At 62.0% G+C, this 26,255-nt stretch carries 17 protein-coding genes and 3 pseudogenes; 9 read left to right on the plus strand and 11 right to left on the minus strand.

Translation table 11 applies throughout. From position 1 onward, the window contains the following. Window positions 1-914: 914 nt before the first annotated feature. Window positions 915-3,488, minus strand: coding sequence for a M10 family metallopeptidase C-terminal domain-containing protein (locus N2604_RS29925; protein ID WP_260371636.1), 2,574 nt, complete (start codon window positions 3,486-3,488; stop codon window positions 915-917). 197 nt (window positions 3,489-3,685) lie between these two features. Here N2604_RS29925 and N2604_RS29930 point away from each other — a divergent pair, with 197 nt between their 5' ends. Further along, window positions 3,686-3,988, plus strand: coding sequence for a hypothetical protein (locus N2604_RS29930; protein WP_260371637.1), 303 nt, complete (start codon window positions 3,686-3,688; stop codon window positions 3,986-3,988). Between the two features lie 88 nt (window positions 3,989-4,076). On the opposite strand, the gene N2604_RS29935 is transcribed toward N2604_RS29930, so the two are convergent. After that, window positions 4,077-5,372, minus strand: coding sequence for a hypothetical protein (locus tag N2604_RS29935; RefSeq protein ID WP_260371638.1), 1,296 nt, complete (start codon window positions 5,370-5,372; stop codon window positions 4,077-4,079). A gap of 1,099 nt (window positions 5,373-6,471) precedes the next feature. Between N2604_RS29935 and N2604_RS29940 the strand changes: the two genes are divergently transcribed. After that, window positions 6,472-7,665, plus strand: coding sequence for a CaiB/BaiF CoA-transferase family protein (locus tag N2604_RS29940; RefSeq protein WP_260371639.1), 1,194 nt, complete (start codon window positions 6,472-6,474; stop codon window positions 7,663-7,665). 170 nt (window positions 7,666-7,835) lie between these two features. Beyond that, window positions 7,836-9,050 (plus strand): O-antigen ligase, encoded by a 1,215-nt coding sequence (locus N2604_RS29945; protein WP_260371640.1) that lies wholly within the window; start codon window positions 7,836-7,838, stop codon window positions 9,048-9,050. A 116-nt stretch (window positions 9,051-9,166) separates the two neighbouring features. On the opposite strand, the pseudogene N2604_RS29950 reads toward N2604_RS29945, so the two are convergent. Continuing rightward, window positions 9,167-9,440 (minus strand): annotated as a pseudogene (locus tag N2604_RS29950) (tripartite tricarboxylate transporter permease); the annotation flags it as partial. Window positions 9,441-9,529: 89 nt separating this feature from the next. Between N2604_RS29950 and tnpB the strand changes: the two are divergent. The 3 genes and pseudogenes from tnpB (at window position 9,530) to N2604_RS29965 (ending at window position 12,507) form a co-directional block, all read left to right on the plus strand. Then, window positions 9,530-9,811 (plus strand): annotated as a pseudogene (gene tnpB / locus N2604_RS29955) (IS66 family insertion sequence element accessory protein TnpB). Between the two features lie 73 nt (window positions 9,812-9,884). Next, window positions 9,885-11,468: pseudogene (tnpC, locus tag N2604_RS29960) on the plus strand (IS66 family transposase). Between the two features lie 90 nt (window positions 11,469-11,558). Further along, a protein-coding gene (locus N2604_RS29965; protein WP_260371641.1) for an IS630 family transposase occupies window positions 11,559-12,507 on the plus strand; the annotation gives its coding sequence in 2 pieces (ribosomal slippage) (window positions 11,559-11,894 and window positions 11,896-12,507; 948 coding nt in all). Window positions 12,508-12,772: 265 nt separating this feature from the next. Here N2604_RS29965 and N2604_RS29970 read toward each other — a convergent pair. The 8 genes from N2604_RS29970 to N2604_RS30005 form a co-directional block, all read right to left on the minus strand. After that, on the minus strand, window positions 12,773-13,735 hold the full coding sequence (locus tag N2604_RS29970; protein ID WP_260371642.1) for a UDP-glucuronic acid decarboxylase family protein: 963 nt from the start codon (window positions 13,733-13,735) through the stop codon (window positions 12,773-12,775). Window positions 13,736-13,997: 262 nt separating this feature from the next. After that, a complete protein-coding gene (locus N2604_RS29975; protein WP_260376329.1) occupies window positions 13,998-14,912 on the minus strand; it encodes an outer membrane protein in 915 nt (304 codons plus the stop codon). A 109-nt stretch (window positions 14,913-15,021) separates the two neighbouring features. Beyond that, entirely contained in the window at window positions 15,022-16,548 is a 1,527-nt protein-coding gene (locus N2604_RS29980) for a tripartite tricarboxylate transporter permease (protein ID WP_260371643.1), read from the minus strand. A gap of 14 nt (window positions 16,549-16,562) precedes the next feature. Continuing rightward, a complete protein-coding gene (locus tag N2604_RS29985) occupies window positions 16,563-17,105 on the minus strand; it encodes a tripartite tricarboxylate transporter TctB family protein (RefSeq protein ID WP_260371644.1) in 543 nt (180 codons plus the stop codon). Window positions 17,106-17,284: 179 nt separating this feature from the next. Beyond that, entirely contained in the window at window positions 17,285-18,265 is a 981-nt protein-coding gene (locus tag N2604_RS29990; RefSeq protein ID WP_409241751.1) for a Bug family tripartite tricarboxylate transporter substrate binding protein, read from the minus strand. Between the two features lie 150 nt (window positions 18,266-18,415). Then, window positions 18,416-19,213: an enoyl-CoA hydratase/isomerase family protein gene (locus tag N2604_RS29995; protein ID WP_260371646.1), complete on the minus strand. Its 798-nt coding sequence runs from the start codon at window positions 19,211-19,213 to the stop codon at window positions 18,416-18,418. A 41-nt stretch (window positions 19,214-19,254) separates the two neighbouring features. Next, window positions 19,255-20,454 (minus strand): alanine--glyoxylate aminotransferase family protein, encoded by a 1,200-nt coding sequence (locus N2604_RS30000; RefSeq protein WP_260371647.1) that lies wholly within the window; start codon window positions 20,452-20,454, stop codon window positions 19,255-19,257. 134 nt (window positions 20,455-20,588) lie between these two features. Beyond that, window positions 20,589-21,791: an alanine--glyoxylate aminotransferase family protein gene (locus N2604_RS30005; protein WP_260371648.1), complete on the minus strand. Its 1,203-nt coding sequence runs from the start codon at window positions 21,789-21,791 to the stop codon at window positions 20,589-20,591. Window positions 21,792-21,924: 133 nt separating this feature from the next. Between N2604_RS30005 and N2604_RS30010 the strand changes: the two genes are divergently transcribed. The 3 genes from N2604_RS30010 (at window position 21,925) to N2604_RS30020 (ending at window position 26,171) form a co-directional block, all read left to right on the plus strand. After that, the gene (locus N2604_RS30010) at window positions 21,925-22,671 is read left to right on the plus strand and encodes a GntR family transcriptional regulator (RefSeq protein WP_260371649.1); all 747 of its coding nucleotides are present in this window, start codon (window positions 21,925-21,927) and stop codon (window positions 22,669-22,671) included. Between the two features lie 103 nt (window positions 22,672-22,774). Next, window positions 22,775-25,750, plus strand: a complete 2,976-nt coding sequence (locus tag N2604_RS30015) for an FAD-binding and (Fe-S)-binding domain-containing protein (RefSeq protein ID WP_260371650.1) — start codon at window positions 22,775-22,777, stop codon at window positions 25,748-25,750. Next, window positions 25,743-26,171 carry a heme-binding protein gene (locus tag N2604_RS30020; RefSeq protein ID WP_260371651.1) on the plus strand — a complete coding sequence of 143 codons (429 nt, stop codon included), beginning with the start codon at window positions 25,743-25,745 and terminating at the stop codon, window positions 26,169-26,171. Before N2604_RS30015 ends, N2604_RS30020 begins: the two co-directional genes overlap by 8 nt. Window positions 26,172-26,255: the final 84 nt, after the last annotated feature.

Consider the following 26,255-nt stretch of genomic DNA (forward strand, 5'->3'; position numbering starts at 1 on the left):
GAAGACCCGCTACAAGCCATTGAAAAAGTTAATGAATATCACGCAAACCGCCCGGCCGCCCGCCATGCAAATTGGCGCCCGAGCTAGATCACCATGTCATCCTGGATGGGGGGTCCGGGCAAGATCGGAAGCGACTGGATGCTGTTTGATGCCCGTTCTCGTTGAGGCATTGGCCGAAGATGTTGCGAATCGCGCAGAACGGGGGCTAAGTTAGGCTAGGGGTAAAATATCCAAGCCCCATGGCGGAGTACTCGATGAGCTCTCAAATCGGCTACCGACCTAGTGCGACGCGTTGATCAAGGGCCACATTCCTACCGTCTCTCAATTTCAGGAACTGCGCCCTAAATTCGTTTATCTGTTCTTGTGACAACTGGCTCGCGCGTTCTGTGTAGGCCAGCAGTGGCGTTGACAGAGCCCCAACGACAACCAGTCCCAGAAGTAGTTCGCGCAATGCACCTGGCATGTGGTTCCATATCTCCGCGAGACGGGCAGTCAAAGCAGTCCCAATTCGATCTAGAAGAGTTAATAATCGATAAACGTTAACGATTGATGAAACAAGAAGACGACTCCTGTAAGGCTAGACTTTGCTCGACCGCATTGGTTGAAGGGCCCTTATGACGCTACCAGCTATTTTGTCAGCAAGTTCCTGCCGATAGTGAATGAGATCAAGGAAATTTCTGGGATCACGAATTGACGCGCTGTCGGTACGATATTCGACGAAGCTAGCTGGAGAGCGCCCCGCAATAATGCTTTCATATGCCGTTATACAGGCGCGTCGCGCGGTGGCCGCGGGGCGATCGCGGGTTTGACAAGAGCGTAAAAAACCGGCGGCACGATTAGAGTGACCGGGCTTCAGGCGGCAATTTGCCGATCTAACTATGCGTCATTCTATGAGTAGAACGACATCGAAGACTTCAAATAAGATGGAAGTGGTCCATCGGATCGACAAACCGAGCCGCAGGACCGGTATCGGCATGTTCAATTATGTCTACCGATTTCAGGACAGACTCCTCAATACTCTTTACGAACGCATCCTGCACCGCGTGAAACAACGACGTGAAATCCCCAGACGCGGGCTCGACCCTGCTGATCATACCTCCTCCTTCCCGGAGCACTGCTCGAAAAGCGAAATTGTCGCCGACCGCTCCTTGACCAGTAGTGGCTGCGGCGATCGTCCCGTCTCCATTCAGATCCTGATGGAGAACGGATTCATACGATTGCAGCGTCGGACTCGTGCCTGAGACAACGGAGGTAAGGCTGGAGACGTAATTTCCGTTGCTATCGGTACTCCACACCACGTACTGGTCGGCGCTGCCGTTTTTCCAAACGACGTCGTAGCCAGATCCTGTCTGCTCCGCACCGATCGGTACATAAGACCCACACTGTCCAACCGTGATCGCCGCGCCGCCAGATTTGAGTGAGGGGCCGGCGCCACCCGTGTAGAGGTAATAATTGGACCCAATCTGCGAAAGCGTGGTGGAGCCCGCCGACTCGATCGCGGTGGTGGCCGGCGCTGCACCTACGGTCCCGTCCCCATTCAGATCCTGATGGAGAACGGCTTCATACGATTGTAGTGTCGCACTCGTGCCTGAAACAACGGAGGTAAGGCTGGAGACATAGTTTCCATTGCTATCGGTACCCCACACCACGTACTGGTCGGCGCTGCCGTTCTTCCAAACGACGTCGTAGCCGGCCCCCGTCTGCTCCGCACCGATCGGCGCATAAGACCCGCACTGTCCGACCGTGATCGCCACACCGCCAGACTTGAGCGAGAGGCCGATGCCGCCCGTATAGAGGTAATAGTTGGATCCAACCTGCGAAAGCGTGGTGGAGCCTGCCGACTCGATCGCGGTGGTGGTTGCCGTTACACCAACGGTCCCGTCGCCATTCAGATCCTGATGGAGAACGGCTTCATACGATTGTAATGTCGTACTCGTGCCCGAAACGACGGAAGTAAGGCTGGAGACGTAATTCCCATTGCTATCGGTACTCCACACCACGTACTGGTCGGCGCTGCCGTTTTTCCAAACGACGTCGTAGCCAGATCCTGTCTGCTCCGCACCGATCGGTACATAAGACCCGCACTGTCCAACCGCGATCGCAGCACCTCCAGATTTGAGAGTTGGGCCGGTGCCAGTCGAAATAGAGTCCAGATAGTAATAACCTCCCCATTGCACGAGTTCGACGGAGCCAAAAGCTTCGATCGCGACCGGCGGGCTAGCAAGCGTAGTGCTCGATACCGTGCCATCGGCGAACCGGAAATTTTCAACGCCCGACACTGTATCGCTGCCGTCAGGCGTGCCGGAACGCAGGTCGACCAGCGTGAAAAACTGCGTGGTCGAGTTGTAGCTGATTCCGTAATTCGCCTTGTTGCCGGAGTACACCGCGGTATCGGTGCCGGAGCCACCGACGATGGTGTCGTTGCCGCCGCCGCCCGTGATGGTATCGCCGCCGCCGGCGCCGTTGAGGGCGTTCGCGATGGCGTTGCCGACGATCGAGTCGTTGCCGGACCCGCCGGTGGCGTTGTCGATGTAGGAGCGCGCGTCGCCGTTGTAGAGATAGGCGTTGTAGACGTTGCCTGAGGCGTAGTGGCCGTCGCCGAGATAGGCCAGCTGAACGGAGGAGAACACCGACGAGGCGCCGGGATTGAGGTTGATGCTCAGGTTGGTCGTGTAGTTCGACAGGTCGTAGGTATCGACGCCGCCGCCGTCCCAGATGGTCTTGTAGATGCGGTTCGCCGAGCCGCCGACGCCGCCGCCCGGTGCGAGCTGGCCGACGCCGTTGATGAACTCCTGCCCCGTGGTCGGATTCCAGGTGTAAACTGTGTTGCTGCTCTGCGTCGTGTAGTCCGCGCCGTACATCGTCTGGAGCGCGAGGATATCGTTCGCCATGTAGGTCTGCGAATATCCGTAGGCTTCGTTGGTGTAGCCGCCCGTGGTCGAAGCGCCGACATAGCTGCGATAGCTCATGACGGTGTATTCGCTGCTGTCATGAGCGCTCGGCACCGCGACGTTGCCGGGGCCGCCAGCCTCCTGGCTGTGCTTGAGGCCGAGGGCATGGCCGAGCTCGTGCAGCGCAGTGGTGAAGTAGTAATTGCCGAGCTTGGCCAGCGAGAAATTGTATTGCGTGCCGAACCAGATGTCGCCGCCGGACGCATAATTGCCAGGATAGTAGGCGTAGGCGGTCGGATTGGCGGCCGGCGACTGCGCGACCATGATGTCGGCGCCGTTCGTGCCCGCATATTGGATGTCGGCGTTGGTGTAGCCGAGGATCAATCCGATCGCGTAGTTGATCGCGGTCTGGATCTGCGCGGGTGCCGAGGCAAAGCCCGACGTGGTCGGCTCGCTGCTGCCTCCGTAATAAGGATTGGAATAATCGCTCGGCGCGTTAGGAAAGCTGTAGGTGATCGTGCCCGACCATTTGACGCCCGACAGCAGGCCGTCGATCTCGGCGTTGTTGGTGGCACTGACATTAACAGCGGTAGCCAATTGAATCTCCAAAGCAACGCGTCGTGTGATTCGCAGCGAGGGCACATGATTCTAGCTAGAGAGTTAAACGTTTGGTTTAAATGGGGCCGAGGCGTTTGCGCTGCTCCCATAAGGCTGTGTTAGCCATTAAATACCGTAGACATACGGAACGCGAGTATAGAGTTGGTTCCCGGAACGCCTGTAATTTACACGGTTTCATGAAACGACGCACACTCCCGGCCGGCCTGTTGGGCGCCTTGATTGCGCTTGTTGCACTGTTCCATCAACGTCTCGGAGGACTGCCTGTGATGGTAGAGAAGGCGAAGGCGGAGGACAGCAGCAAGGCAGGGCGCGCGCCCTCCATGCCGATGGCCCGAGATCCTGCCGTTGCGGTGAAGGAGGAGTACGAAGCCGCCCGCCGGAAGGGAACGCGGCAGGCCCTCGAGCTCTTCATTGCGCGCCATGGCGATGATCCGCTCGCCGCGAAGGCGCGCGCCGAATTGAAGCGCCTGCCGCGGTGAACATATCTGCCATTTCCTGACCCGGGCGAAACGTGGGCCGCCCCAATCCTTGCCCCTCGCCTGTTGTGGTTGGAACGGGCATAGACCACTAAGCACGGTCGTCCATCGGCGGCGACTGCATGCCATCTGGCATCCGATCAAGATCGCTGTTCGAGCCGACGGAAATACCGCGTTTGATGGCCGCTGCCGCACCACAAACGCCGATCGCTGCGGCTGCGCTCCTTGAGACCACACCCGCATGGATCTGGCTGTGATTGCTTAAGATCTCAAACCACACCACAGGGATCAGCGCTGGCCAGGCCGACGTAAAGCTCGGTCGCGGCAATCGCACCCCCAAATAGATCAGGGCAGGCACGACAATCACCATTCCCCAACTCAAAAATACTTCCTTGATGACCTTGGTCGTCGCGGCAAGTGGAACGTGCCAGACTTTGACGTCCTCGCCGGCAATTCTGAACAACGCCGTATCGATGACGTCAGTCTTGATGTCGAAAGATGGCTCGACGAGATAAGCGGCCACCCATTTGGCTATCCATGTGTATCCATATGCTGCAAACCATCCCCCCACACAGACAATGGCGATTGGCGCTCCCCGGCCTCCTGCGACCAGAAAGAAGGCGATGAGCATCGGCATCCAAGGCGGGTTCACTAAGAAGTCTACGAAATTGAAAATTGAGCCGAAAACCGCCGCCAAGAGAACCATCACTGAATCCGGCGCTCCCTTTCGGACCGCCGCCGCAAAAACGCTTGCACCACCAAGAATAAGGGCCGTGCTGACAGCGTGAGGCGTAACTTGCCAAAGCCGAACAAAATCGGTCATAAACAACACCGGCGCGCACAACCAGATTGTCGGAACTCTTCCGATCAGCTTGGCCGCCTCGACGCAAAAGAGCGCGGCTATTGAGATCAGTATCACTAGATTTACGAGCTTGAGCGCCAGAATTGGCAGAGCCGATGCCAGCGGTGCGCTATAAACTCGATATCCATGCCAGTAACGAGCATATCGAATCCAGGTAACTGAAGCTGGATTGGCCGCCGCATCCTTCAGAGCGTCACACGTGTGCGGGCCCGAGATAGGACGCGTCGCCATGATGCCCGCGGCGGTGGCGCGGCCCCCAGGCTCTAAACCTATGCCCAGCGAAATACAGTCTGTAAAGCGGTCGCCACCAGCTATCCAAAAATGCTTAGAGTGAAAGCTCGTTTCGAGAATTCCCCTATCGAACGCCTGTCGGATATTTTCCCACGTGCGCTCGTGAGAAATCACCCGGTCCAAATTCGCCATAAGAAAAAAATAGATGGGTTGCAGAGCGGTGACCGCAACGCCGGTTAACAATGCAGCAAGTAGATATCGTTTCAACACTGCCCCCAGCTCAAGTGCAGACACGCTATCATCCCATTTTGTGATGATGCAACTTCGCTCCACTTCCAGTATTGGTCGGAATGAGGCATGGTCCGTGCCGAGGCTTTGCAGCATGAGTACGGAATTTTGGAGTCAGCAACGACCGTCCGGCATGCTGCGCCGTCTAAAAGAAAAAACCGCGTACCAAATCTGCGCCCAAAGGAGCTATCGTCGTTTCAACCTCGTAAGCCGTTCGTCCATAACCGGCACCGCAATGCAGATCCTCTTACATGCGGAGAACATTCTCCTACTCCGCGGCACCGCGTACACCAAACTAAATGGTGGCACACAGATACAGACAGAGTGCGGGCGAGAGACAAAACCTGCCGGATTCGACTTTACGTCCGCCAGAATAGCGATCCTCACGCCGCCTATCATCGGGAGAAAAAAGCGATTTGGGACCAGATAGCGGGAAGGCCGAGCCAATCAAATGAACTAGCTCGTTGGGAGAACTGCCACAACGGCTGAGTTGAATGAGGTCAACTGCCATTTCTCCGTACGATCCAACCCGAACTGGTATGTGGTATCGGCTTCCGGCCCCTTTCCACGAGCAACCCGCTGTCCGTTCTGGAAGTCGTGGCGCTGCCCTGATCGACAGACGCGGCCCCATTCACTGACTAACCGGGGCACCTAGCGCCGCTTGGTTTGCGGACAACTTCAAGTATTCTCGTGGAATGAACTGGATCGGCCTCGTCGCTGCTTTTGCCCTGGCTACCCTCGTCTTCGGGATCGTATCCGATTTCCAGATGACGCCCTGCCGCGCTGGTTCGCTGTATGCGGTTGTAGGGGCCTGCTCGCCCGATCGGCAGGCTCCCGCAACCTAGACTTTTGCACAGCGATAGGTGCGACCAGACTAGACGGTCAAAGCTGTTCTGGTCAGGCCGCGGTCGTCTTGTTTCGGAGCAAGCGGATCGGCCCCTCGAAGTCAAGGGACCGGCCCACCTTGGCATCCCGTGATCGACAATCATCGACGCTGCCGTCGCGACGTCCTTCCGCGTGCAGAGCGAACCAACGCCCGGAGGGACTTTGCCGCTCCACTGTCAGCCAATATGGTAGGTTAGCAATTCTCCCGGAGCCTTTCACGATGCCCTTTCCGCATGCCTCGGAAGCCCTGTCGCGCTTCACCGTGCTCGATCTGACCCGTGTCCGCTCCGGGCCGACCTGTGTGCGGCAGCTCGCCGATTGGGGCGCCAACGTCGTCAAGATCGACGCGCTGACCGAGGATGCCGGCGGCGAGCAACCGGGCGGGCCGCGGCGCGGTTCCGACTTCCAGAATTTGCACCGCAACAAGCGGGCGATGACACTGAACCTGAAGGACGAGCGTGGGCTGGCCGTGTTCAAGCGCCTCGCCGCCAAGGCCGACGTCGTGGTCGAGAATTTCCGCCCCGACGTGAAGAAGAAGCTCGGCATCGACTACGACAGCCTCGCCGCGATCAACCCGCGCATCGTCTATGGCAGCATCTCCGGCTTCGGCCAGGACGGCCCCTACCACAAGCGGCCGGGCTTCGATCAGATCGCGCAAGGCATGGGCGGGCTGATGTCGATCACCGGCGCGCCGGGCGAAGGACCGATGCGGGTCGGCATTCCCGTCGCCGACCTCACCGCGGGTCTGTTCTGCGCCATGGGCATCCTCACCGCGCTGCTCGAGCGCGAGGTCTCGGGCAAGGGCCAGTGGGTCCAAACCTCGCTGCTGCAGGCCCAGATCTTCATGCTCGACTTCCAGGCCGCGCGCTGGCTGATGGAGAAGGAGGTCGCCAAGCAGGCCGGCAACAACCACCCGACCAGCATCCCGACCGGCGTGTTCAAGACTTCCGACGGCTACATCAACATCGCCACCACGGGCGGGCGGATCTGGGAGCGCTGCGCGCAAGCGATCGGCGCACCGGAGCTCTATGCCCATCCCGACTATGCGACCGCCCCTGCCCGCTCCAAGAACCGCGATGCGCTCAACGCCGAGATCGAGAAGCGCACCGCGACGAAGTCGACCGAGACCTGGGTCCGCGAACTCAACGAGGCCGGTGTGCCTTGCGGGCCGATCTACGCCATCGACCAGATGTTCGAGGACGCGCAGGTCAAGCATCTCGGCATTGCGCAGGACGTGCCGAACGATGAAGGCCGGCATATCCGCCTGGTCGGCCAGCCCGTGACGCTGTCGCGCACGCCGAGCAGGATGGTGGCGCGACCGCCGGAATTCGGCGAGCAGACCGACGAGGTGCTGAAAGAGTTCGGGTTCGGCGCGGACGAGATCGCAGGCTTGAGAGAAGCCCACATCGTCTGATTTGCTCGAGTGGTTGAGCTGTGAATATGACCCGCGGCCCGAAGCGCCCGGCCTATGTATGCCTTCGAGGGACTATGGAAACCCAGTTTAGTTCATCTACCGCAGACACGAAACAGTACACCTGGGCTAAACATTTGCGGCGCTGTCTGACCCTCTCAAGCTCGATCGCCATGAGCGATCTACTCGCTGTGATCATGGTCGCATCGCTGCCATGGTCCACAACCATCACTTCTATCTTCAGCGCCCTTTTTGTCCTTAGTGTGTGTCCAAGGATACGGATCGAAGAACTTATCGACTTGGTACGCCGCTCCAGAAGCGGGTTTGCTGTGGGCCTGTTTGCGCTAGCGTTGCTAGGCACTTTGTGGGCGACCGACGTACCTTTAGCCGATCGGCTGCGGGGGGTAAATCCTACCCTAAAGTTCCTTATGATGCCTTTCTTACTATATCACTTCCGCAAGTCGTCGCGCACGGTATGGATACTATGGGCATTCCTCGGATCTTGTACTGCTCTCCTGGTTCTGTCTTGGGTCACAGTCCTCGTGCCAACTCTCACCCCGACTGCAAGTCTACAGCCTGGCGTTCCTGTAAAGAATTATATTGATCAAAGCCAATCGTTTGCTTTGTGCGCCGTTGTTTTGGCGTGGCCGATCCTTGAGTTGATCAGATCTCAAAGAGTCAGTCTGGCGATCCTTCTGCTGGCACTGTCGATCGCATTTCTTCTAAATTTATCTTTCGTTGTACTTGCCCGGACAGCTCTAGTATATGTTCCTATAATGCTCTTCTTTTTTGCAGTGTTCTATCTACCACGCTCGATATTCTACGGAGCAATTGTCTGTTTTCTTTTCTTAGTTGGGTCCGCTTGGCTTGCCTCTTCTACACTTCGAGACAGGACGAACAGCATCCTGCTCGAATATTCAAAATACAGCGTAAGCAATGAGATAACGTCGGCCGGAATGCGGTTAGAGTTTTGGCGCAAGTCTCTCGCTTCTTTTCGAGAGGCTCCAGTTCTTGGACATGGCACAGGATCAGTGCAGATGGTGTTCGATCGCGCCGCTCAAGGTCAAACCGGACTTGCAGCACAAACCATCAGTAACCCGCACAATCAGACTCTTAGTGTCGCCGTACAATGGGGGCTTATCGGCTGTACAATGTTGTTCACAATGTGGCTTGGCCAGCTGGCCCTCTTTCGGGGGCTAGGATTTTATCCATGGCTTGGCTTCATCGTCATCGTACAAAACATAGTTAGCTCTTTGTTCAATTCGCATCTATTCGATTTTGTGCCAGGCTGGATATACGTTATTGGCGTTAGTCTCGCAGCAGGCATGATTTTGCAGCGAGCCGATAAGACCTTTCAGATCTGTGATGGCAGGAACGTCGAGCGTTGACGTGGTCACACTTGAACGTAGATCTGAGCCACTTGTGAATAGCCTTAAGCACCCGGCGGAACCGCCTTTGATCAGAAGCTAACCAACCCGCCGAGACGCGAGCTTCTGCGACGATTGCCGAGCATCAGCCAGATGTCGAACATCGCGTTCTGGATGGCATAGGCGCCGATCGCGCAGGACACCACGATCATCGGCGCCACAGCTGCGAACGGCGAACGGCACGCGCAGGATCGAGGCGAAGATCGGCACCGTCGTCAGCACCAGCACTAGAACGACGACACTGCCGAGATACATCGAAGCGATCAGGCCCCAGACGAAGTCCTCGTGCTCGACGAACAGCAGCGGCTCCGGATTGAGGCCCCATACATTGAGGCCGCCGAGCAGGATCGCCCGCTGGCAGATGGACGCCTCCGGTGATCCCCATTGCGTCGGGCGTACGGGTGTGGATTGCGACCGGCGACACCGATATGCGTCGCGGCATGAACTCGCTGGGCTTGCTGGTGCAGGAAGCCTTCAAGCGAGACCCGCACGGTGGCGACCTCTATGTGTTCCGTGGCAAAAGCGGCAAGCTGATCAAGATCCTTTGGCATGATGGGCTGGGCATGTCGCTCTAAGCCAAGCGGCTGGAGCGCGGCCGCTTTCTCTGGCCGTCGTCGACGGATGGCGTGGTGACAATCACCCCAGCCCAGCTTGGCTACCTGCTGGAGGGCATCGACTGGCGGATGCCACAACATACCTGGCGACCGCAAGCGGCGGGCTGATCGCCGAGATTTGAATCGACGGCGCGACCAGCAGTCCGGACAGAGAGCGTGTCATGTGATTCTTTGGTCGGCGATGGGCGCCGATGATTCTCTCCCCGACGATGTGACCACGTTACAGGCGATGCTGCGCGCCGAGCGCGCGGCCCGCTTGGCCGCGGAGGCGGAAGCTCAGGCACGGACACTGCTGATCGAGAAGCTCAAGCTCATGATCAAGAAGCTGCGGCACGAGCAGTTCGGACAATCCTCCGAGCGAGGCGCATTGCTGGACCAGCTCGAGCTACAGCTCGCCGACCTGGAGGAGAACGCGGCGCAAGCCGAGGCCGCGGCGCAAATGGCAGCCGGAAGATTGCGGTGCCATCGTTCGAGCGCCGCAAGCCGGCGCGCCGGCCGCTGCCGGAGCATTTGCCGCGGGAACGCCTTGTCTATCCGGTGGCTGCGACCTGCCCATGCTGCGGCGACAGCGGTTGCGCAAGATCGGCGAGGACGTGACCGAGACGCTGGAACTCGTTCCGCGCCAGTGGAAGGTAATCCAGCACGTGCGCGAGAAGCTCGTCTGCCGGGCCTGCGAAGCGATCACCCAGCCGCCGGCCCCCTCGCACCCGATTGCGCGCGGGCGTGCAGGGCCCAAGCTGCTCGCCCATGTCCTATTCGCCAAGTACGGCCTGCACCTGCCGCTCCATCGTCAGAGCGACGTCTACCAGCGCGAAGGCATCGACCTCGATGTCTCGACGCTGGCAGACTGGGTGGGCGCCGCGGCGGCAACCCTGATGCCGCTGGTGGATGCGATCCGGAGCCATGTCTTCGCGGCCGAACGCATTCACGCCGACGACACCACAGTGCCGGTCCTGGCCAAGGGCAAGACCCGAACCGGCCGGCTCTGGACCTATGTGCGCGACGACCGTCCGTTTGCCGGCCCAGCCCCGCCGGCGGCCGTATTCTTCTACTCGCCCGATCGTGGCGGTGTGCATCCGGAGCAGCATCTGGCGGGCTATGCCGGACTGATGCAGGCCGACGCCTACGCCGGCTTTGGCAGGCTCTATGAGGCCAATCGCAAGGGCGGTCCGATCATCGAGGCCGCGTGCTGGGCGCACGGCAGACGCAAGTTCTTTGATCTGGCACGGCTCAGCAAGGCGCCGATCGCGGTCGAGGCGGTCAAGCGCATCGATGTCCTGTTCGCCATCGAACGTGAGATCAACGGCCTTGCTCCGCAGGAGCGCCTGCGTATGCGCCAGGAGCGTAGCCGCCACCTGTGATCGTCGAGCTGGAGGCGTGGTTGCGCGAGCGGCGCGCCAAGCTCTCCAAAGCGATCAATTACTGCCTCAGCCGCTGGGATGCATTTAGCCGCTTCCTTGATGACGGACGGCTTTGCATGTCGAACAATGCTGCCGAGCGTGAGCTACGGGCGGTTGCCGTGGGGCGAAAAAATTGGACCTTTGCCGGGTCCGACGATGGCGGCCGGCGTGCGGCCGCCATCTACAGCCTCGTCGCCACCGTCAAGCTCAATGGCATCGACCCGCAGGCCTGGCTTGCCGACGTGCTGGCGCGCCTACCGGATCACCCCGCCAAGCGCATTGACGAACTGCTGCCTTGGAATTGGCAGCCTCAAGCGTCGCTCACGCCGCATAGCGCGATCAGCCTTCCGCCAAAAGCAGCCTAGAGCGGTTCACGAATTTATTGAATCGGAAGGGATTCCGGATCTGGGGCGAATATGATTCAAGATGCTGGCTGGGCTGGAGGCCAGCATCCCATGGTCCGACCAATTTCCAACGATTTACGTAAGCGTGCGGTATCCGCGGTTGCCAAGGGTGAGAGCTGCCGTTCTGTGGCGGCACGGTTTGGTGTTGCGGTCTCGTCGGTTGTGAAGTGGTCGCAGCGTTATCGAACGACCGGCTCGGTAGCGCCTGGCAAGATGGGTGGTCACCGCAAGCCTGTGCTTGATCCGCACCGCGCCTTCATCGTCGAGCGGATCACTCAGACGCCGCACCTGACGCTGCATGGTCTGAAGGCGGAGCTGGCTGCCCGTGGGGTTAAGGTCTCACACAATGCAGTCTGGCTGTTCCTGCGTCGGGAAGGGCTGCGGTTCAAAAAAAACACTGTTCGCGCTCGAACAGGCTCGCGCCGACGTCTCTCGTAGGTGCCAGCGTTGGCGGTCCTGGCAGACCGGACTTGATCCGGGCCGGCTCGTCTTCATCGATGAGACCTGGATCAAGACCAACATGGCCCCCTTGCGGGGCTGGGGCCCCAAAGGGGCACGCCTGCGCGGCTTCGCCCCGCACGGGCACTGGCGTACCCTCACATTCCTCGGCGCACTCCGCCACGACCAGCTCACCGCCCCCTGCGTCTTCGATGGGCCGATCAACGGCCAATGCTTCCGCGCTTACGTGAAGCACCTCCTCCTTCCGACCCTGCGCGAGGGCGATATCGTCATTCTCGACAATCTCGGAAGCCACAAGTCGAGAGCCGTCAGGCAGATGATCAAGGCGGCTGGCGCCAGGCTCTGGTACCTGCCGCCATACTCGCCCGACCTCAATCCGATCGAACAGGCCTTCTCCAAGATCAAACATTGGATGCGGCAGGCTCAAAAGCGCACCATCGAGGACACTTGGCGCCACATCGGTCACCTCGTCCAGGACATCCAGCCTCGTGAATGTGCCAACTACTTCGCTAACGCCGGTTACGCTTCAATCAAAATGTGAAATGCTCTAGCGCATGTTGTTTTTTTCCGGAATCGGGATTCCCAGGGGCGGCAATATCTGATTCAAACTCCATGCTGGGGAACGGGGGGCCAGCATGGATGACGCGACCCTATTCGGAAGATCTTCGCGAACTCGCTCTGGCGAGGGCTGACGCGGGCGAGACGGTTCGTTCGATTGCAGAGGCCCGGCGGCCCGACCGCAAGCTCACGTCCGGCATGCCAGCAGCAGCGAGCAGCGGGCGAGACGATGGAAGGCGCGAGCGGGCTCAGGCGATTTCGAGCGAGTGCTTGAAGTAGGCAATGGTCTCCTTCAAGCCGTCCTCGAGCGCCACCTTCGGCTCCCAGTTCAGAGCGGCCTTGGCCTTGGCGAGATCGGGCTGGCGCTGGCGCGGATCGTCCTGCGGCAGCGGCTTGAACTCGAGCCTGGAGCGCGATCTCGTGAGCTGGATCACCTTCTCGGCGAGCTCGCGGATGGTGAACTCGGAATTGTTGCCGATGTTGATCGGGCCGGTGACGTCTTCGCTTGTCAGCATCAGCCGCATGGTGGCCTCGACGAGATCGTCGACATAGCAGAACGAGCGGGTCTGGACGCCGTCGCCGAACACGCTGATCGGCTCGCCCTTCAGCGCCTGGACGATGAAGGACGAGACCACGCGGCCGTCATTGGGCTGCATGCGCGGACCATAGGTGTTGAAGATGCGCGCGACCTTGATCGGCAGGCCGTGCTGGCGCCAGTAGTCGAAGAACAGCGTCTCGGCGCAGCGCTTGCCCTCGTCGTAGCAGGAGCGGATGCCAATCGGATTGACGTTGCCCCAGTAATCTTCGGTCTGGGGATGGATCAGCGGATCGCCGTAAACCTCGCTGGTCGAGGCCTGGAAGATACGCGCCTTCAGCCGCTTGGCGAGGCCGAGCATGTTGATGGCACCGTGCACCGAGGTCTTGGTGGTCTGCACGGGGTCGCGCTGGTAGTGGATCGGCGACGCCGGGCAGGCCAGGTTGAAGATCGCGTCGACCTCGATGTAGAGCGGGAAGGTGACGTCGTGCCTGACCGCCTCGAATAGCGGATTTGCGATCAGATGGGCGATGTTGCGCCGGCTGCCAGTGAAATAATTGTCCGCCGACACCACCTCGGCGCCGGCATCGAGCAGTCGCTCGCAGATGTGCGATCCTATGAAGCCGGCGCCTCCCGTTACGAGGATGCGCCTATTCTTGTAGCTCTCAAATGGCATGATCGGTTCCATTGTCCGCGCGGCGGGGCGGGCTGAGTGGTATCGGCAACGGCCGGACTGGCCAATAGCGAAGTGGGCTTGGGTTGAGGTATTTAATCACCCCTACTGTGCAGGGGGTTGTTTTCGCATTTTCTTCCAGCCGGGGCGCGCGGCGATGCGCGGCTAGCCGGGGCCTTCGCCGGATGCGTACGGATCGCCCCAGCCGAAAACGCTAAAGCCCGACGCGAGGCCGGGCTTTGCTGCAGGTTGCGGCCTTATGATTTCAGTACTTCGCGACCACCGGGGCTGGGTTGAAAGCGTAGTTAAATCCAGCTCGCAGCACGTGATCGTGGAAGCTGACGTCCGCCTGGTTGGCGGTTCCCGCGAAGTATGTCTTGCTGCCGAAATCCATGTAGAGATATTCGAGCTTGGCCGACCAATTGCGGGTGAACTTGCGTTCAACGCCCGCGCCAACCGTCCAGCCGACGCGGGTATCGGTGCTGGTCGCCCCCGGCCCGATCGGAAAGCTGAACCCGCCGAGCGGGGTCGTACCGCCGAGACCCGGCCCAAAAACCTGGATGCCAAGGGTGGTCGCGGACGAATATTTGAACTCGCCGACGGCAAGACCACCGGTTGCGTACCAGAGGGTCTGCGGATCCGACAGGACGCCGACGCGCCCGCGGAAGGTCGCGAACCACCGCAGGTCATAGGAAAGATTTGCGGTGAGGGACGCAATGGAGTTGAAGTCGGTGCCGATGGGCAGACCGATGATGTTCGAACCGTAGCGCGCGCTGGTCGTGGTCACCGTGCGCGACGACCGCTCGCCGGTGGCCTGAATGTCGCCCTCGAGGCCGACGACCCATTTCGGATCGACCTGCCAATTGTAGCCCAGCTGTCCGCCAGCCAGCCAACCGTCGACATTCTGGCCGAACGAGCTGAATTGTATGGCCGGGAACGGCAGTGCGATCGGCGCCACGGTCGTCTCCGCCCTCCCCCAGCTGTACCCGGCGTTCAATCCGGCATAGAAGCCCGTCCAACTCCAGACCGGATCGACGACGGCCGGGGCCTTCACGTAGGGTTTCGATGCCAGATCAGCGGCCAGTGCGGTGCTCGCGACCAGCGATGCCGCCACAATTCCCATCACAACCTGCTTCATTGCAATGCCCCCGTGAAAAGGAAAGAAATCTATGGGAAGCATAAGCGCCAAGCCCGGCCCAGGCTGTCGCGCAACAGCAACATCTGGAAACAATCACAAGGCGTCAGCGACCGGACTGTGAGGACACACTAAACTAAGGCACTGATAGAATTCAACTTTCCGTTGCGCCGCCTTTTTGCCCCGCCGCCTTCCTGCCAATACGGCCGAGCAGGCCGTCGATCACCGGCCAGAACAGCAGCAGAATCGCCAAGGTCGTGATCGAGCCGACCAGGCCGTTCGACCAGAACACCTTCAAGGTGCCGCCGGAGCCGATCATCGACAGGCGGAAGGCATCCTCGGCACGGTTGCCGAGCACGAGCGCCAGGGTGAACGGCGCCAGCGGAATGCCGATCTTCTTGAAGACGTAGCCGACCACGCCGAAGCCGAGCATCAGCCAGATGTCGAACATCGCGTTCTGGATGGCATAGGCGCCGATCGCGCAGGACACCACGATCATCGGCGCCACCGCCGCGAACGGCACGCGCAGGATCGAAGCGAAGATCGGCACGGTCGTCAGCACCAGCACGAGGCCGACGACATTGCCGAGATACATCGAGGCGATCAGGCCCCAGACGAAATCCCTGTGCTCGACGAACAGCAGCGGCCCCGGATTGAGGCCCCACACCATGAGGCCGCCGAGCAGGATCGCCGCGGTGCCCGAGCCGGGAATGCCGAGCGCCAGCATCGGCAGCAGCGCCGAGGTGCCCGAGGCATGCGCCGCCGTCTCCGGCGCGAACACGCCCTCGATGCGGCCCTTGCCAAAACTCTCAGGCTCCTTGGCGAAGCGTTTCGCCAGATTGTAGCCCATGAAGGAGGCCGCGATCGCACCGCCCGGGGTGATGCCGAGCCAGCAGCCGATGAAGGAGGAGCGCAGCAGCGTCACCCAGTATTTCGGCAGGTCCTTCCAGACGCCGAGCACGACGCGCAGCGAGATGCTAGCCGCATGTCCGCGCAGCGCGAGGCGCTCCTCCATCGTCAGCAGGATCTCGCTGATGCCGAACAGGCCGATGACGGCGACCAGGAAGTTGACGCCGCGCAAGAGCTCCGGCGATCCGAAGGTCATGCGCAGACTGCCGGATACCGTATCCATGCCGATGCCGGCCAGCAGCAGGCCCAGCGACATCGAGATGACGGTCTTGTGCTTGGCCTCGCGCCCGAGGCCGACAAAGGAGCAGAAGGTCAAGAGATACACCGCGAAGAACTCGGGCGGGCCGAATTTCAGGGCAAAGGACGAGATCATCGGCGCGAGGAAGGTGATCAGGAGCACCGCGACCAGCGAGCCGACGAAGGAGGAGGTGAACGCTGCAGTCAGCGCCTCCGCCGCTCTGCCCTGCTGCGCCATCGGATAGCCGTCGAAAGTGGTCGCGACCGACCAGGCTTCGCCCGGGATGTTGAACAGGATCGAGGTGATGGCGCCGCCGAACAACGCGCCCCAATAGATGCAGGACAGCATCACGATGGCCGAGGTCGGGTCCATCGTGAAGGTGAGCGGCAACAGGATCGCAACGCCGTTGGGGCCGCCGAGCCCGGGCAGGACGCCGACGAAGATGCCGAGCACCAGCCCGACGATCATCAGCACGAGCGTCTTCCACGTCAGCAAGACGGCAAAGCCGTGGAGCAGGAGACCGAGAGCTTCCATCGCGCGTGGGCCCCCTAGCGGCCGAGGGCCGCTTCGAGCGGCCCCTTCGGCATGATGACGTCGAAGGCGACGTCGAAGGTGACGAACATGAGCGCCGTGAACACGAACGCGGTGAGCAGCGACTTCCACAGCGCGATCCGGCCGACGAGGCGCATGAAGCCCGTGATCAGGAGAAAGCTCGCGACATAGAGGCCGAGGAACTGCGTCGCCAGGCAGAACAGCAACGTCGGCACGAACACCGCCAGCACGCGGCGGCCTTGGGCGCGCGTGACGAAGGTGCCGGACGAGGCGCGCCGTGCCAGCAGCGCCGCGATCAGCCCGTAGAGGCTGCCGCCTGCGAGAATGACGGACAGATAGAACGGGAAATAGCCGGGCTCGGGCCCGGTCGCATCCCAGGACGCGCCGGTGCGCCAATTGTCGTAGCCGAGCGTGACGGCGAGCGCGAGCAGCAGGAGGCAGACGACGATCTCGATCGTGCCGGAAGAGACGACAGAAGGGGAATCGTCTTCGGGCGCGGTGGGATCCTCGACGACGATTTCGATATCGGTTTGGGACATGGGCTGTTAGGGACGGAGTGCGTTCAGTTGCCGCTCTCCCCGCTTGCGGGGCCGCGACGAGCTTCGCTCGCGCTGAGAGGGGTGGGGTCTCCGCAGGGACGGTGAGAGCTGGACTCGCGGAGAGAGCCCCTCACCCCCGGCCCTCTCCCCGTAAGAACGGGGAGAGGGAGAAGACAAAGCTACTTCGCGACGAAACCGGCTTCCGTCATCAGCGACTTGTTCAGCGCATCGTCCTCCTCGAGGAACTGCACCATGTCCTTGCCGGTGAGGAAGATCGGCTTCAAGGCCTGCTTCTCCATGTAGTCCTTGTACTCCGCGGTCTGCGTCACCTTGTGGAACAGATCGACGTAGAACGCCTGCTGCTCCGGCGTGACCTTGCCGGGAAGGAACATCGCGCGCAGCATCAGATATTGCACGTCGACGCCCTCCTCCTTGCAGGTCGGGATGTCGGCCCAGGACTGCGTGTCGGTCACCTTGGTCGTGTAGGCAATGCGCTCCCTGTCGAACACGCAGAGCGGCCGCACCTGGCCGGCGCGCCAAACTTCGAGATTTTCGGACGGGTTGTTGACGTTGGCCTCGGTGTGGTTGCCGACCAGCTGGGTCGCGGCCTCGCCGCCGGACTTGTAGGGCAGATAGGAGAATTTCGCGCCGGTCTTCTGCTCCAGGAACACGGTGAGCACGTGATCCTCGCGCTTGGAGCCGGTGCCGCCCATCTTGAACGGCGCGCTCGCGGCCTTCGCGGCCGCGACGAAGTCCTTCACCGTCTTGGGGCCTGCGCTGTTGTCCCACAGCACGAACTGGTCGAGCGCGACCACGGAGACCGGCGTCAACTCACGCCAGTTGAACGGGATCTTCGCCGACAGCGGCAGCATGTAGATCAGCGAATAGGCGATCAGCACCTTGTTGGGATCGCCCTCGCTGGACTTCATGTACATCAGCGCTTCCGCGCCGGAGGCACCGCCCTTGAGCGAGACGACCATCGGCTGCTTCATCAGATTGTTCTTCTGGATCGCGGCCTGCATCATCCGGGCCATCTGGTCGGAGGCGCCACCCGCGCCCGCCGCCACCACGATCTCCACCGGTTTCGTCGGCTCCCAGCCGGCGAAGGCCGGCGCGCTCAACAACAGCGCCGTCGCGGCACCGACGGCTTTCACTGGAATTCGCACGAGTTTCGTCCCCTGATGTTTTTTCAAGTTTGTAGTGCGGAAACGTCTATCCCTGCATAGTGCGGACTAATACCGACGAGTTCAAGCAGACGGGCCGTTCAGCGCATATGACTTTCGACTGACGAAGCCGAAAGCCCGTGAGACTTATTTGCCCTTCCAGACCGGCCCCCGCTTGTTGAGGAAGGCATCCATGCCCTCGCGGAAATCTTCGCTCATATAGGCTTTCAGGATCAGATCCTCGCCTTCCTCGCGCGACAGCGTCCGGCGGATACGGCGCACCGCTTCCTTGGTCGCTTCCAGCGTCAACGGCGCGTGGCTGGCGACGAGCTTTGCAGTCTCGTCGGCGCGGCGCTGCAGCGTCTCCACATCAGGCACGACCTCGTTGAGCAGGCCGAGCGCCAGCGCCTCCGGCGCCTCGACGAGGCGCGCCTTGAAGATCAGATCCTTGGTGCGGGCGGGACCGACCAGCGCGACGACGCGGCTGATGTTCGACATCGACAGACAATTGCCGAGCGTGCGCGCGATCGGAAAACCCATCCGCGTCGTCTCGGTGCCGATGCGAAGATCGCAGCAGGCCGCAATGCCCGCGCCGCCGCCGGTGCAGGCGCCGGCGATGGCCGCGATCACGGGCACGCGGCACTGCTCCAGCGTGCCGAGCACGCGATCGATGCGCGCCTCGTAGTCGAGCGCATCCTGCGCGGTCTTGAAGGCGCGGAATTGCGAGATGTCCGTGCCGGAGGCAAACGCCTTGTCGCCCGCGCCGGTCAGGATCAGCGCCTTGATCGAGCGGTCGGCGTTGATCTCCTGGCAGATCTCCGCCATGCGGTCATACATGGCGAAGGTCATGGCGTTGCGCGCCTGCGGGCGGTTGAAGGTGATCCGCGCGATGCCTTCCGTGACGGAGTAGAGCAGGTCTTCGTTGGCAGCCGCAGGTAGGTTCATCGCGCGCTCACTTTCTTCACTGAAGTTCAGTCAGGCTGCCTTTAAGCAACCTGAGCCTTGGTCATCGGCACCACGTCGCGTCCCTTCAGGACGTCCATGGCGGCGAGCACGCCGCCGCTCCGGTGCGGGATCTTTGCGAGGTCGAGGCCCATCTCGACGCCGGCGAGCGTGCCCATCAGCATCAGATCGTTGAAATGGCCGATATGGCCGATGCGGAACACCTTGCCCTTCACCTTGTTCAGGCCGGTGCCGAGCGACATGTCGAAATTTTCCAGCACCACCTTGCGGAAGGCGTCGGCATCAAAGCCCTCGGGCACGCGCACGCCGGTCAGCGCCGGAGAATGCGCGGCGGGATCGGCACACTGCGTCTCCAGCCCCCAGACCTTGACCGCAGCGCGCGTCGCGGCGCTGTGGCGCTTGTGGCGGGTCCAGACGTTCTCCAGCCCCTCCTCCTCCAGCATCTTCACCGCCTCGCGCAGGCCGTAGAGCAGGTTCGTCGCGGGCGTGTAGGGGAAGGTGCCGAGCTTGTTGAAGCTGATGACCTCCTGCCAGTCCCAGTAGGAGCGCATGCCGGGGTTGGCCTTCGCGACCGCGAGCGCCTTCTCCGAGACGGCGTTGAAGCCGAGGCCCGGCGGCAGCATTAGACCCTTCTGCGAGCCGGCGACCGAGACGTCGATGCCCCAGGCGTCGTGCTCATATTCCATCGAACCGAGGCCGGAGATGGTGTCGACCATCAGCAGCGCTGGATGCTTGGTGCGGTCGAGAATCTTGCGCACATCCAGCGGCGGCGTCACGCAGCCGGTCGCGGTCTCGTTGTGCACGACGCAGACCGCCTTGATGGCGTGCTGCTTGTCGGCGCCAAGGCGCTTCTCGATCTCGGCGAGGTCGGCGCCATGGCGCCAATCGCTCGGGATGAAGTCGACGTCGAGCTTGAACTTGTCGGCAATGCCGCGCCACAGCACGGCGAACTGACCGGTCTCGCACATCAGGACCTTGTCGCCTGGCGCAAACACGTTGACCATCGCCGCTTCCCAGGCGCCGGTGCCGGACGAGGGGAAGATGATCACGGGCTGCTTGGTGCGGAACACGCGCTGCATTGCGGCAAGCACGGCAAAACCGAGCTCGGCGAACTCCGGACCGCGATGGTCCAGCGTCGGCATGTCCATCGCCCGCAGCACCCGATCGGGCACGTTGGTCGGTCCTGGAATCTGTAGGAAATGCCTTCCAGTATGCACGGTCATCGGCGTCCTTCCCGGTCTTGCCTTGAATTTGATGGGCGCCGAATAGCACCATTTGACCGGCTTGTCCCCTTCTCCAAAGGGCCTTTCGTGCATAGTGGGCCGGCCTGCCCGCAGCCACCCCGCCGCGACCACCTTTACGTGCCGACGATCTTCAGATGCGGCGCCGCATTGCCCTGCGGGCGTTGCTCCAGCAGCTTCATCGCAACGTCAACGCCGCCGGAGCGGTGCGGTACGCCTGCCACCGACAGGCCCATCTCGACGCCGGTGAGCGCGCCGAGCAGCGTCAGCGCATTGCATTCGCCGAGATGGCCGATGCGGAAGACTTTGCCGGCGACCTTCGACAGGCCCGAGCCGAGCGACATGTTGTAATTGTCGAGTACGACTTTCCGGAACTGATCGGCATCATGCCCCGGGGGCATCAGCACGGCCGTGAGCACCGGCGAGAACTCCGAAGGCTCCTGGCAGAGCACTTCGAGGCCCCAATGATTGACGGCGGCACGCGTCGCGGCCGCCAAGCGCTGATGCCGCGCAAAAACATTGTCGAGCCCTTCCTCGAGCAGCATCGCGATCGCCTCGCGCAGGCCGTAGAGCAGATTGGTCGCGGGCGTATAGGGGAAGAAGCCCTTGGCATTGGGCTTGAGCATCTCCTCCCAGTCGAAATAGGAGCGCGGCATCTTGTTGGTCTTGGACACAGCCAGCGCCTTGTCCGAGATCGCGTTGAAGCCGAGGCCCGGCGGCAGCATGAAACCCTTTTGCGAGCAGCTGACGCTGACATCGACCTTCCACTCGTCATGGCGGTAGTCGACCGAGCCGAGCGAGGAGATGGTGTCGACCATCAAGAGCGCCGGATGCGACGCGCGGTCGATCGCGGCGCGGATCTCGGCGATGCGGCTGGTCGCGCCGGTGGAGGTCTCGTTGTGCACGACCATGACGGCCCTGATGGTGCGCGCGGTGTCCTCGGAGAGCTTGGCCTCGATCAATGCGGGATCGGCGCCGCGGCGCCAGTCGCCCGGGACGAAATCGACCTCGATGCCAAAGCGGCCGGCCATCTGCCGCCACATCGTGGCGAAGTGGCCGGTCTCGACCATCAGCACCTTGTCGCCTGGCGACAGCGTGTTGACGATCGCAGCCTCCCAGGCGCCGGTCCCCGACGAGGGGAAGATCACCACCGGCCCCTTGGTCTGGAAGATCTTCTGGCTGCCTTCGAGCACGGTCCGGCCGAGCTCGCCGAATTCGGCGCTGCGGTGGTCGATGACAGGCATGTCCATCGCGCGCAGGACGCGCTCGGGGACCGGGCTCGGGCCGGGAATCTGCAGGAAATGGCGTCCCTGAGGCATGAAGAGCTCCCTTTCGACGGACTATGGCAGGCTCAGTCGGCTATTTTGCATTCATTTTTTATCCTTGCAATCGAAATCTGGTATTCAATTGCGAGCGTCGACGTGATCAACCGGGCAAACTACTGTGCTGCAAATGAAATCCACGATTCCCAACACCGGGGTTCCGATCACCCCGCCCGCCGGCAATGGCGAGCGCCAGGAAAACCGTTACGAGGCCTCGCTGCATGGCGAGATCCTGCTGCGGCTGCGCGATTACGTGGTCGAAGGCAACATTCCTGAAGGCGCGCGCATTCCCGAGCGGCAGCTCTGCGAGATGCTCGGCATCTCCCGCACGCCCTTGCGCGAGGCGCTCAAGGTGCTCGCCGCCGAGGGCCTGATCGAGCTACTGCCCAACCGCGGCGCGCGGGTGCGCCAGCTCAGTCAGCGCGACCTGGAAGAACTGTTCGACGTCATGGCGGGCCTGGAAAGCCTGGCTGGGCGCCTCGCCTGCGAGGCCATTACGGATGCGGAAATCACGGCGATCGAGCAGCTGCATTACGAGATGTACGGCCATTACCTGCATCGCGACATGCACGGCTATTTCCAGGCCAACCAGCGCATCCACGAGAGCATCGTCGCGGCCGCGCGCAATGAGACGCTGAAGACAGCCTACGCCAATTTCGCCGGCCGGATCCGCCGCGTCCGCTACTCCGCCAATTTCGCCCGCAAGCGGCAGCGCTGGGCGGAAGCCATGCGCGAGCACGAGGCCATCCTCGATGCGCTGCGCCGACGGGCCGCGAGCGAGCTCAGCGACATCCTGTTCCAGCATCTGCGCAACAAGCGAACGGCCGCGATCGAGCACCTGACCGAGCCCCAAGAGGGCGCGCCGGCATCGCTTTGAAGGCGCCCGGCTTGCTCATTTTGCATTCACAATATAATCGCTCGGGAACCATAATGAATAAGCCAGCAAGGCCGAGCCTTACTGGATCAGTCCGGGATCAGGGATGACGAACGCCTCCTCGCTCGAACGGCGCCTGCGGTCGGAATTGACTGGCGACGTCCTATTCGACGGCTTCAGCCGCGGCCGCTACGCCACCGACGCCTCGTTCTACCAGATCATGCCGGCCGGCGTGGTGGTCCCAAAGACCATGGACGAGGCCTTGCGGGCGCTGGCGATCGCGCGCGACGAGGGGCTGAAGGTCACCCCTCGCGGCGGCGGCACCTCGCAATGCGGCCAGACCGTCAATGACGGCCTGGTGGTCGATCTTTCCAAGCACCTCAATCAAATCCTGTCGCTCGATGTCGAAGGCCGCACCTGCGTGGTCGAGCCCGGAATCGTGCTCGACGACCTCAACCGGCAGCTGAAGAAGCACGGCCTGTGGTTTCCGGTCGACGTCTCCACGGCCTCCCGCGCCACCATCGGCGGCATGGCCGGCAACAATTCCTGCGGCGGCCGCTCGCTGCGCTACGGCACCATGCGCGACAACACGCTCTCGATGGAGGCATCGCTCGCCGACGGCACGCTGGGCCGTTTTGGCGAGGTCTCGCGCGATCTCTCCGACCTTAAGGCCGGCGACAGCGCCCGCGCGCTGTTCCGCGACATGCTCGACCTCGGCACCCGCGAGGCCGACGAGATCGCCGCGCGCTTCCCAAAAGTGCAGCGCCGCGTCGGCGGCTACAATCTCGATGCGCTGGTGCCGCGCAACGCGCCGAACAACATGGCGCATCTTTTAGTCGGCTCGGAAGGCACCCTCGCCTTCACCACCAAGGTCGAGCTGAAGCTGTGGCCGGTGATCCGCAACAAGGTGCTCGGCGTCTGCCATTTCGGCAGCTTCTACGAAGCGATGGATGCGGCCCAGTACCTGGTCAAGCTGAAGCCGATCGCGGTCGAGCTGGTCGACCGCACCATGATCGCGCTCGGCCGCGACATCGCGATGTTCAAGCCGATCATCTCGGCAGCGATCAAGGGCGATCCGGATGCCGTGCTGGTGGTCGAGTTCGCCGAAGAAGATCAGGCCGACAATCTGGCGCGCCTCAAGCAGCTCACTGAGCTGATGGGCGATCTCGGCTTCGGCTGGAGCAACGAGACCCGCAAATGGGGCGGCGTGGTGGAGATCACCGAGCCCGCGCTGCAGAGCGGCATCGCCGATTTCCGTGCCGCCGGTCTCAACGTCATGATGTCGATGAAGCAGGAGGGCAAGCCGGTCTCCTTCGTCGAGGACTGTGCCGTGCCGCTGCCGCATCTTGCCGACTACACGGCTAGGCTGAACGAAGTCTTCGCCAAGCACGGCACCAGCGGCACGATGTACGCACACGCCTCGGAGGGCTGCCTGCATGTGCGCCCCGTTCTGAACCTGAAGCTGGAGAAAGACGTCAAGGCGATGCGCGCCATCGCCGAAGAGGCCTTCGCGCTGGTGCGCGAGTACAAGGGCTCGCATTCCGGCGAGCATGGCGACGGGCTGGTGCGCTCCGAATTCCACGAGACCATGTTCGGCGAGCGTCTTGTCGCCGATTTCAGGGAGGTGAAGCAGCGCTTCGATCCCGCCGGCGTGCTCAATCCCGGCAAGATCGTCGATGCGCCCAGGATGGACGACCGCTCGCTATTCCGCTTCAAGCCCGATTATCGCGTCGCGGAGCTCAAGACAAAACTCGACTGGTCCGCTTATCCCGGCGCCGGCGGCGGATTGCAGGGCGCGGTCGAGATGTGCAACAACAACGGCGCCTGCCGCAAGCTCGAGGGCGGCGTGATGTGCCCGTCCTATCGTGCCACACGCAACGAGAAGGACGTCACCCGCGGCCGCGCCAACACGCTGCGCCTTGCGATCTCCGGCCAGCTCGGCCCTGATGCGCTGTCGTCGGACGAGATGATGGAGACGCTCAAACTCTGCGTCTCCTGCAAGGCCTGCCGCCACGAATGCCCTGTTGGTGTCGACATGGCCAAGATGAAGATCGAGGTGCTCGCGGCGCGCGCCGCCTCTCACGGCCTGACGCTGCGCGACCGGCTGGTCGGATATCTGCCGCGCTATGCCGGCCTTGCTTCGCGCTTGGCGCTGCTGGCGAATTTGCGCAACAGCAGCCCGCTGTTGCGAAAGCTGTTCGAGCGCTTTGCCGGCATCAGCGCGCGCCGGGCCCTCCCCGCCTTCCGCAGCGATGTATTCGTGCCGCCCGCCGAAAGCGTTGGCCCGGAGACCGGCCGCGAGGTCGTGCTGTTCGCCGACACCTTCAATCGCATCTATGAGCGCGAGAATCTGGACGCCGCGCTGCGCGTGCTCACGGCAGGCGCCTATCGCGTGCATCTACCAAAACCTGCGAGCGGCAGCCATCCACTGTGCTGCGGCCGCACCTTCCTGTCTGCCGGTCTCGTCGACGAAGCTAAGGTCGAGCTCGACCGGCTGGTCTCGGCTTTCGCGCCCTACGCGGCGCGCGGCGTGCCGATCGTCGGCCTCGAGCCCAGCTGCCTCCTGACGCTGCGCGACGAGCTCGCTTCACTGCGCAAGGACGATGAAGCCAAGGCGATCGGCGCCCACGCCCTCACCTTCGAGGAATTTCTGGTGCGCGAGGCCGAGGCCGGAAGGCTGCAACTGCCGCTCGGCATCGTCGCCGACAAGGCCGTGGTGCACGGCCATTGCCATCAAAAATCCTTCGGCGCCTTCAAGCCGGTCGAGCAGGTGCTGCGCCTCGTCCCGGGCCTCAAGGTCGAGACCATCGAGTCGAGCTGTTGCGGCATGGCCGGCGCGTTCGGCTATGGTGCGGACACGTACGATGCTTCGATCGAAATGGCCGAGCTGTCGCTATTGCCCGCCGTACGGCGCGCGGACCCGGACACGTTGGTCGTCGCCGATGGCACCTCTTGTCGGCACCAGATCGAGGACGGCACCCAGCGCGAAGCGCTTCACGTCGCGCGCGTGCTGGCCATGAGCCTCGATCGCGCCAAGTCCAACGCCACTTCTCCAGCGGCAAAGGAAACCAGCCATGGCTGATCTCACCCTCGACACCGCACGAAAAATCCTCGACGCCGCCCTCGCGAAAGCCGGCGAGCTGAAGCTGAAGCCGCTGGTCGTCACTATCCTGGACGCGCGCGGCGTGCTCAAGCTCGCGGCCGCCCAAGACGGCACCAGCCTGATGCGCGCCGAGATTGCGCATGGCAAGGCCTATGGCGCGCTGGCCATGGGCATGGGCTCGCGCGCTTTGTTCCAGCGCGCGCAGGAGCAGGCCTATTTCATCGATGCCGTAAACACGATTGCCAAGGGCGCGCTGGTGCCGGTCCCCGGCGGCGTGCTGATCATGGACGGCGCGACGTTGCTCGGCGCGGTCGGCGTCTCCGGCGATACGTCGGACAATGACGAGGCCTGCGCGGTGGCGGCCATCGAGGCGGCGGGGTTGAAGGCGAGCGCGGGCTAGCCCAAACCGGTCTTGCTGAATAAGTTTTCTATTTGGTGGGGCTCATCAGTGCTGGGCAACCAAGTCAAGCACTTTGTGGCCGAG

Source organism: Bradyrhizobium sp. CB1015, assembly GCF_025200925.1.
Taxonomy (GTDB): Bacteria; Pseudomonadota; Alphaproteobacteria; order Rhizobiales; family Xanthobacteraceae; genus Bradyrhizobium.

Bases quoted from the DNA above. Each gene is read 5' to 3' on its own strand.
- N2604_RS29930 (WP_260371637.1), top strand. From the start codon at position 3,686: ATGAAACGACGCACACTCCCGGCCGGCCTGTTGGGCGCCTTGATTGCG.
- N2604_RS29940 (WP_260371639.1), top strand. From the start codon at position 6,472: ATGCCCTTTCCGCATGCCTCGGAAGCCCTGTCGCGCTTCACCGTGCTC.
- N2604_RS29945 (WP_260371640.1), top strand. From the start codon at position 7,836: ATGAGCGATCTACTCGCTGTGATCATGGTCGCATCGCTGCCATGGTCC.
- N2604_RS29970 (WP_260371642.1), bottom strand. From the start codon at position 13,735: ATGCCATTTGAGAGCTACAAGAATAGGCGCATCCTCGTAACGGGAGGC.
- N2604_RS29975 (WP_260376329.1), bottom strand. From the start codon at position 14,912: ATGCTTCCCATAGATTTCTTTCCTTTTCACGGGGGCATTGCAATGAAG.
- N2604_RS29980 (WP_260371643.1), bottom strand. From the start codon at position 16,548: ATGGAAGCTCTCGGTCTCCTGCTCCACGGCTTTGCCGTCTTGCTGACG.
- N2604_RS29985 (WP_260371644.1), bottom strand. From the start codon at position 17,105: ATGTCCCAAACCGATATCGAAATCGTCGTCGAGGATCCCACCGCGCCC.
- N2604_RS29995 (WP_260371646.1), bottom strand. From the start codon at position 19,213: ATGAACCTACCTGCGGCTGCCAACGAAGACCTGCTCTACTCCGTCACG.
- N2604_RS30000 (WP_260371647.1), bottom strand. From the start codon at position 20,454: ATGACCGTGCATACTGGAAGGCATTTCCTACAGATTCCAGGACCGACC.
- N2604_RS30005 (WP_260371648.1), bottom strand. From the start codon at position 21,791: ATGCCTCAGGGACGCCATTTCCTGCAGATTCCCGGCCCGAGCCCGGTC.
- N2604_RS30010 (WP_260371649.1), top strand. From the start codon at position 21,925: ATGAAATCCACGATTCCCAACACCGGGGTTCCGATCACCCCGCCCGCC.
- N2604_RS30015 (WP_260371650.1), top strand. From the start codon at position 22,775: ATGACGAACGCCTCCTCGCTCGAACGGCGCCTGCGGTCGGAATTGACT.
- N2604_RS30020 (WP_260371651.1), top strand. From the start codon at position 25,743: ATGGCTGATCTCACCCTCGACACCGCACGAAAAATCCTCGACGCCGCC.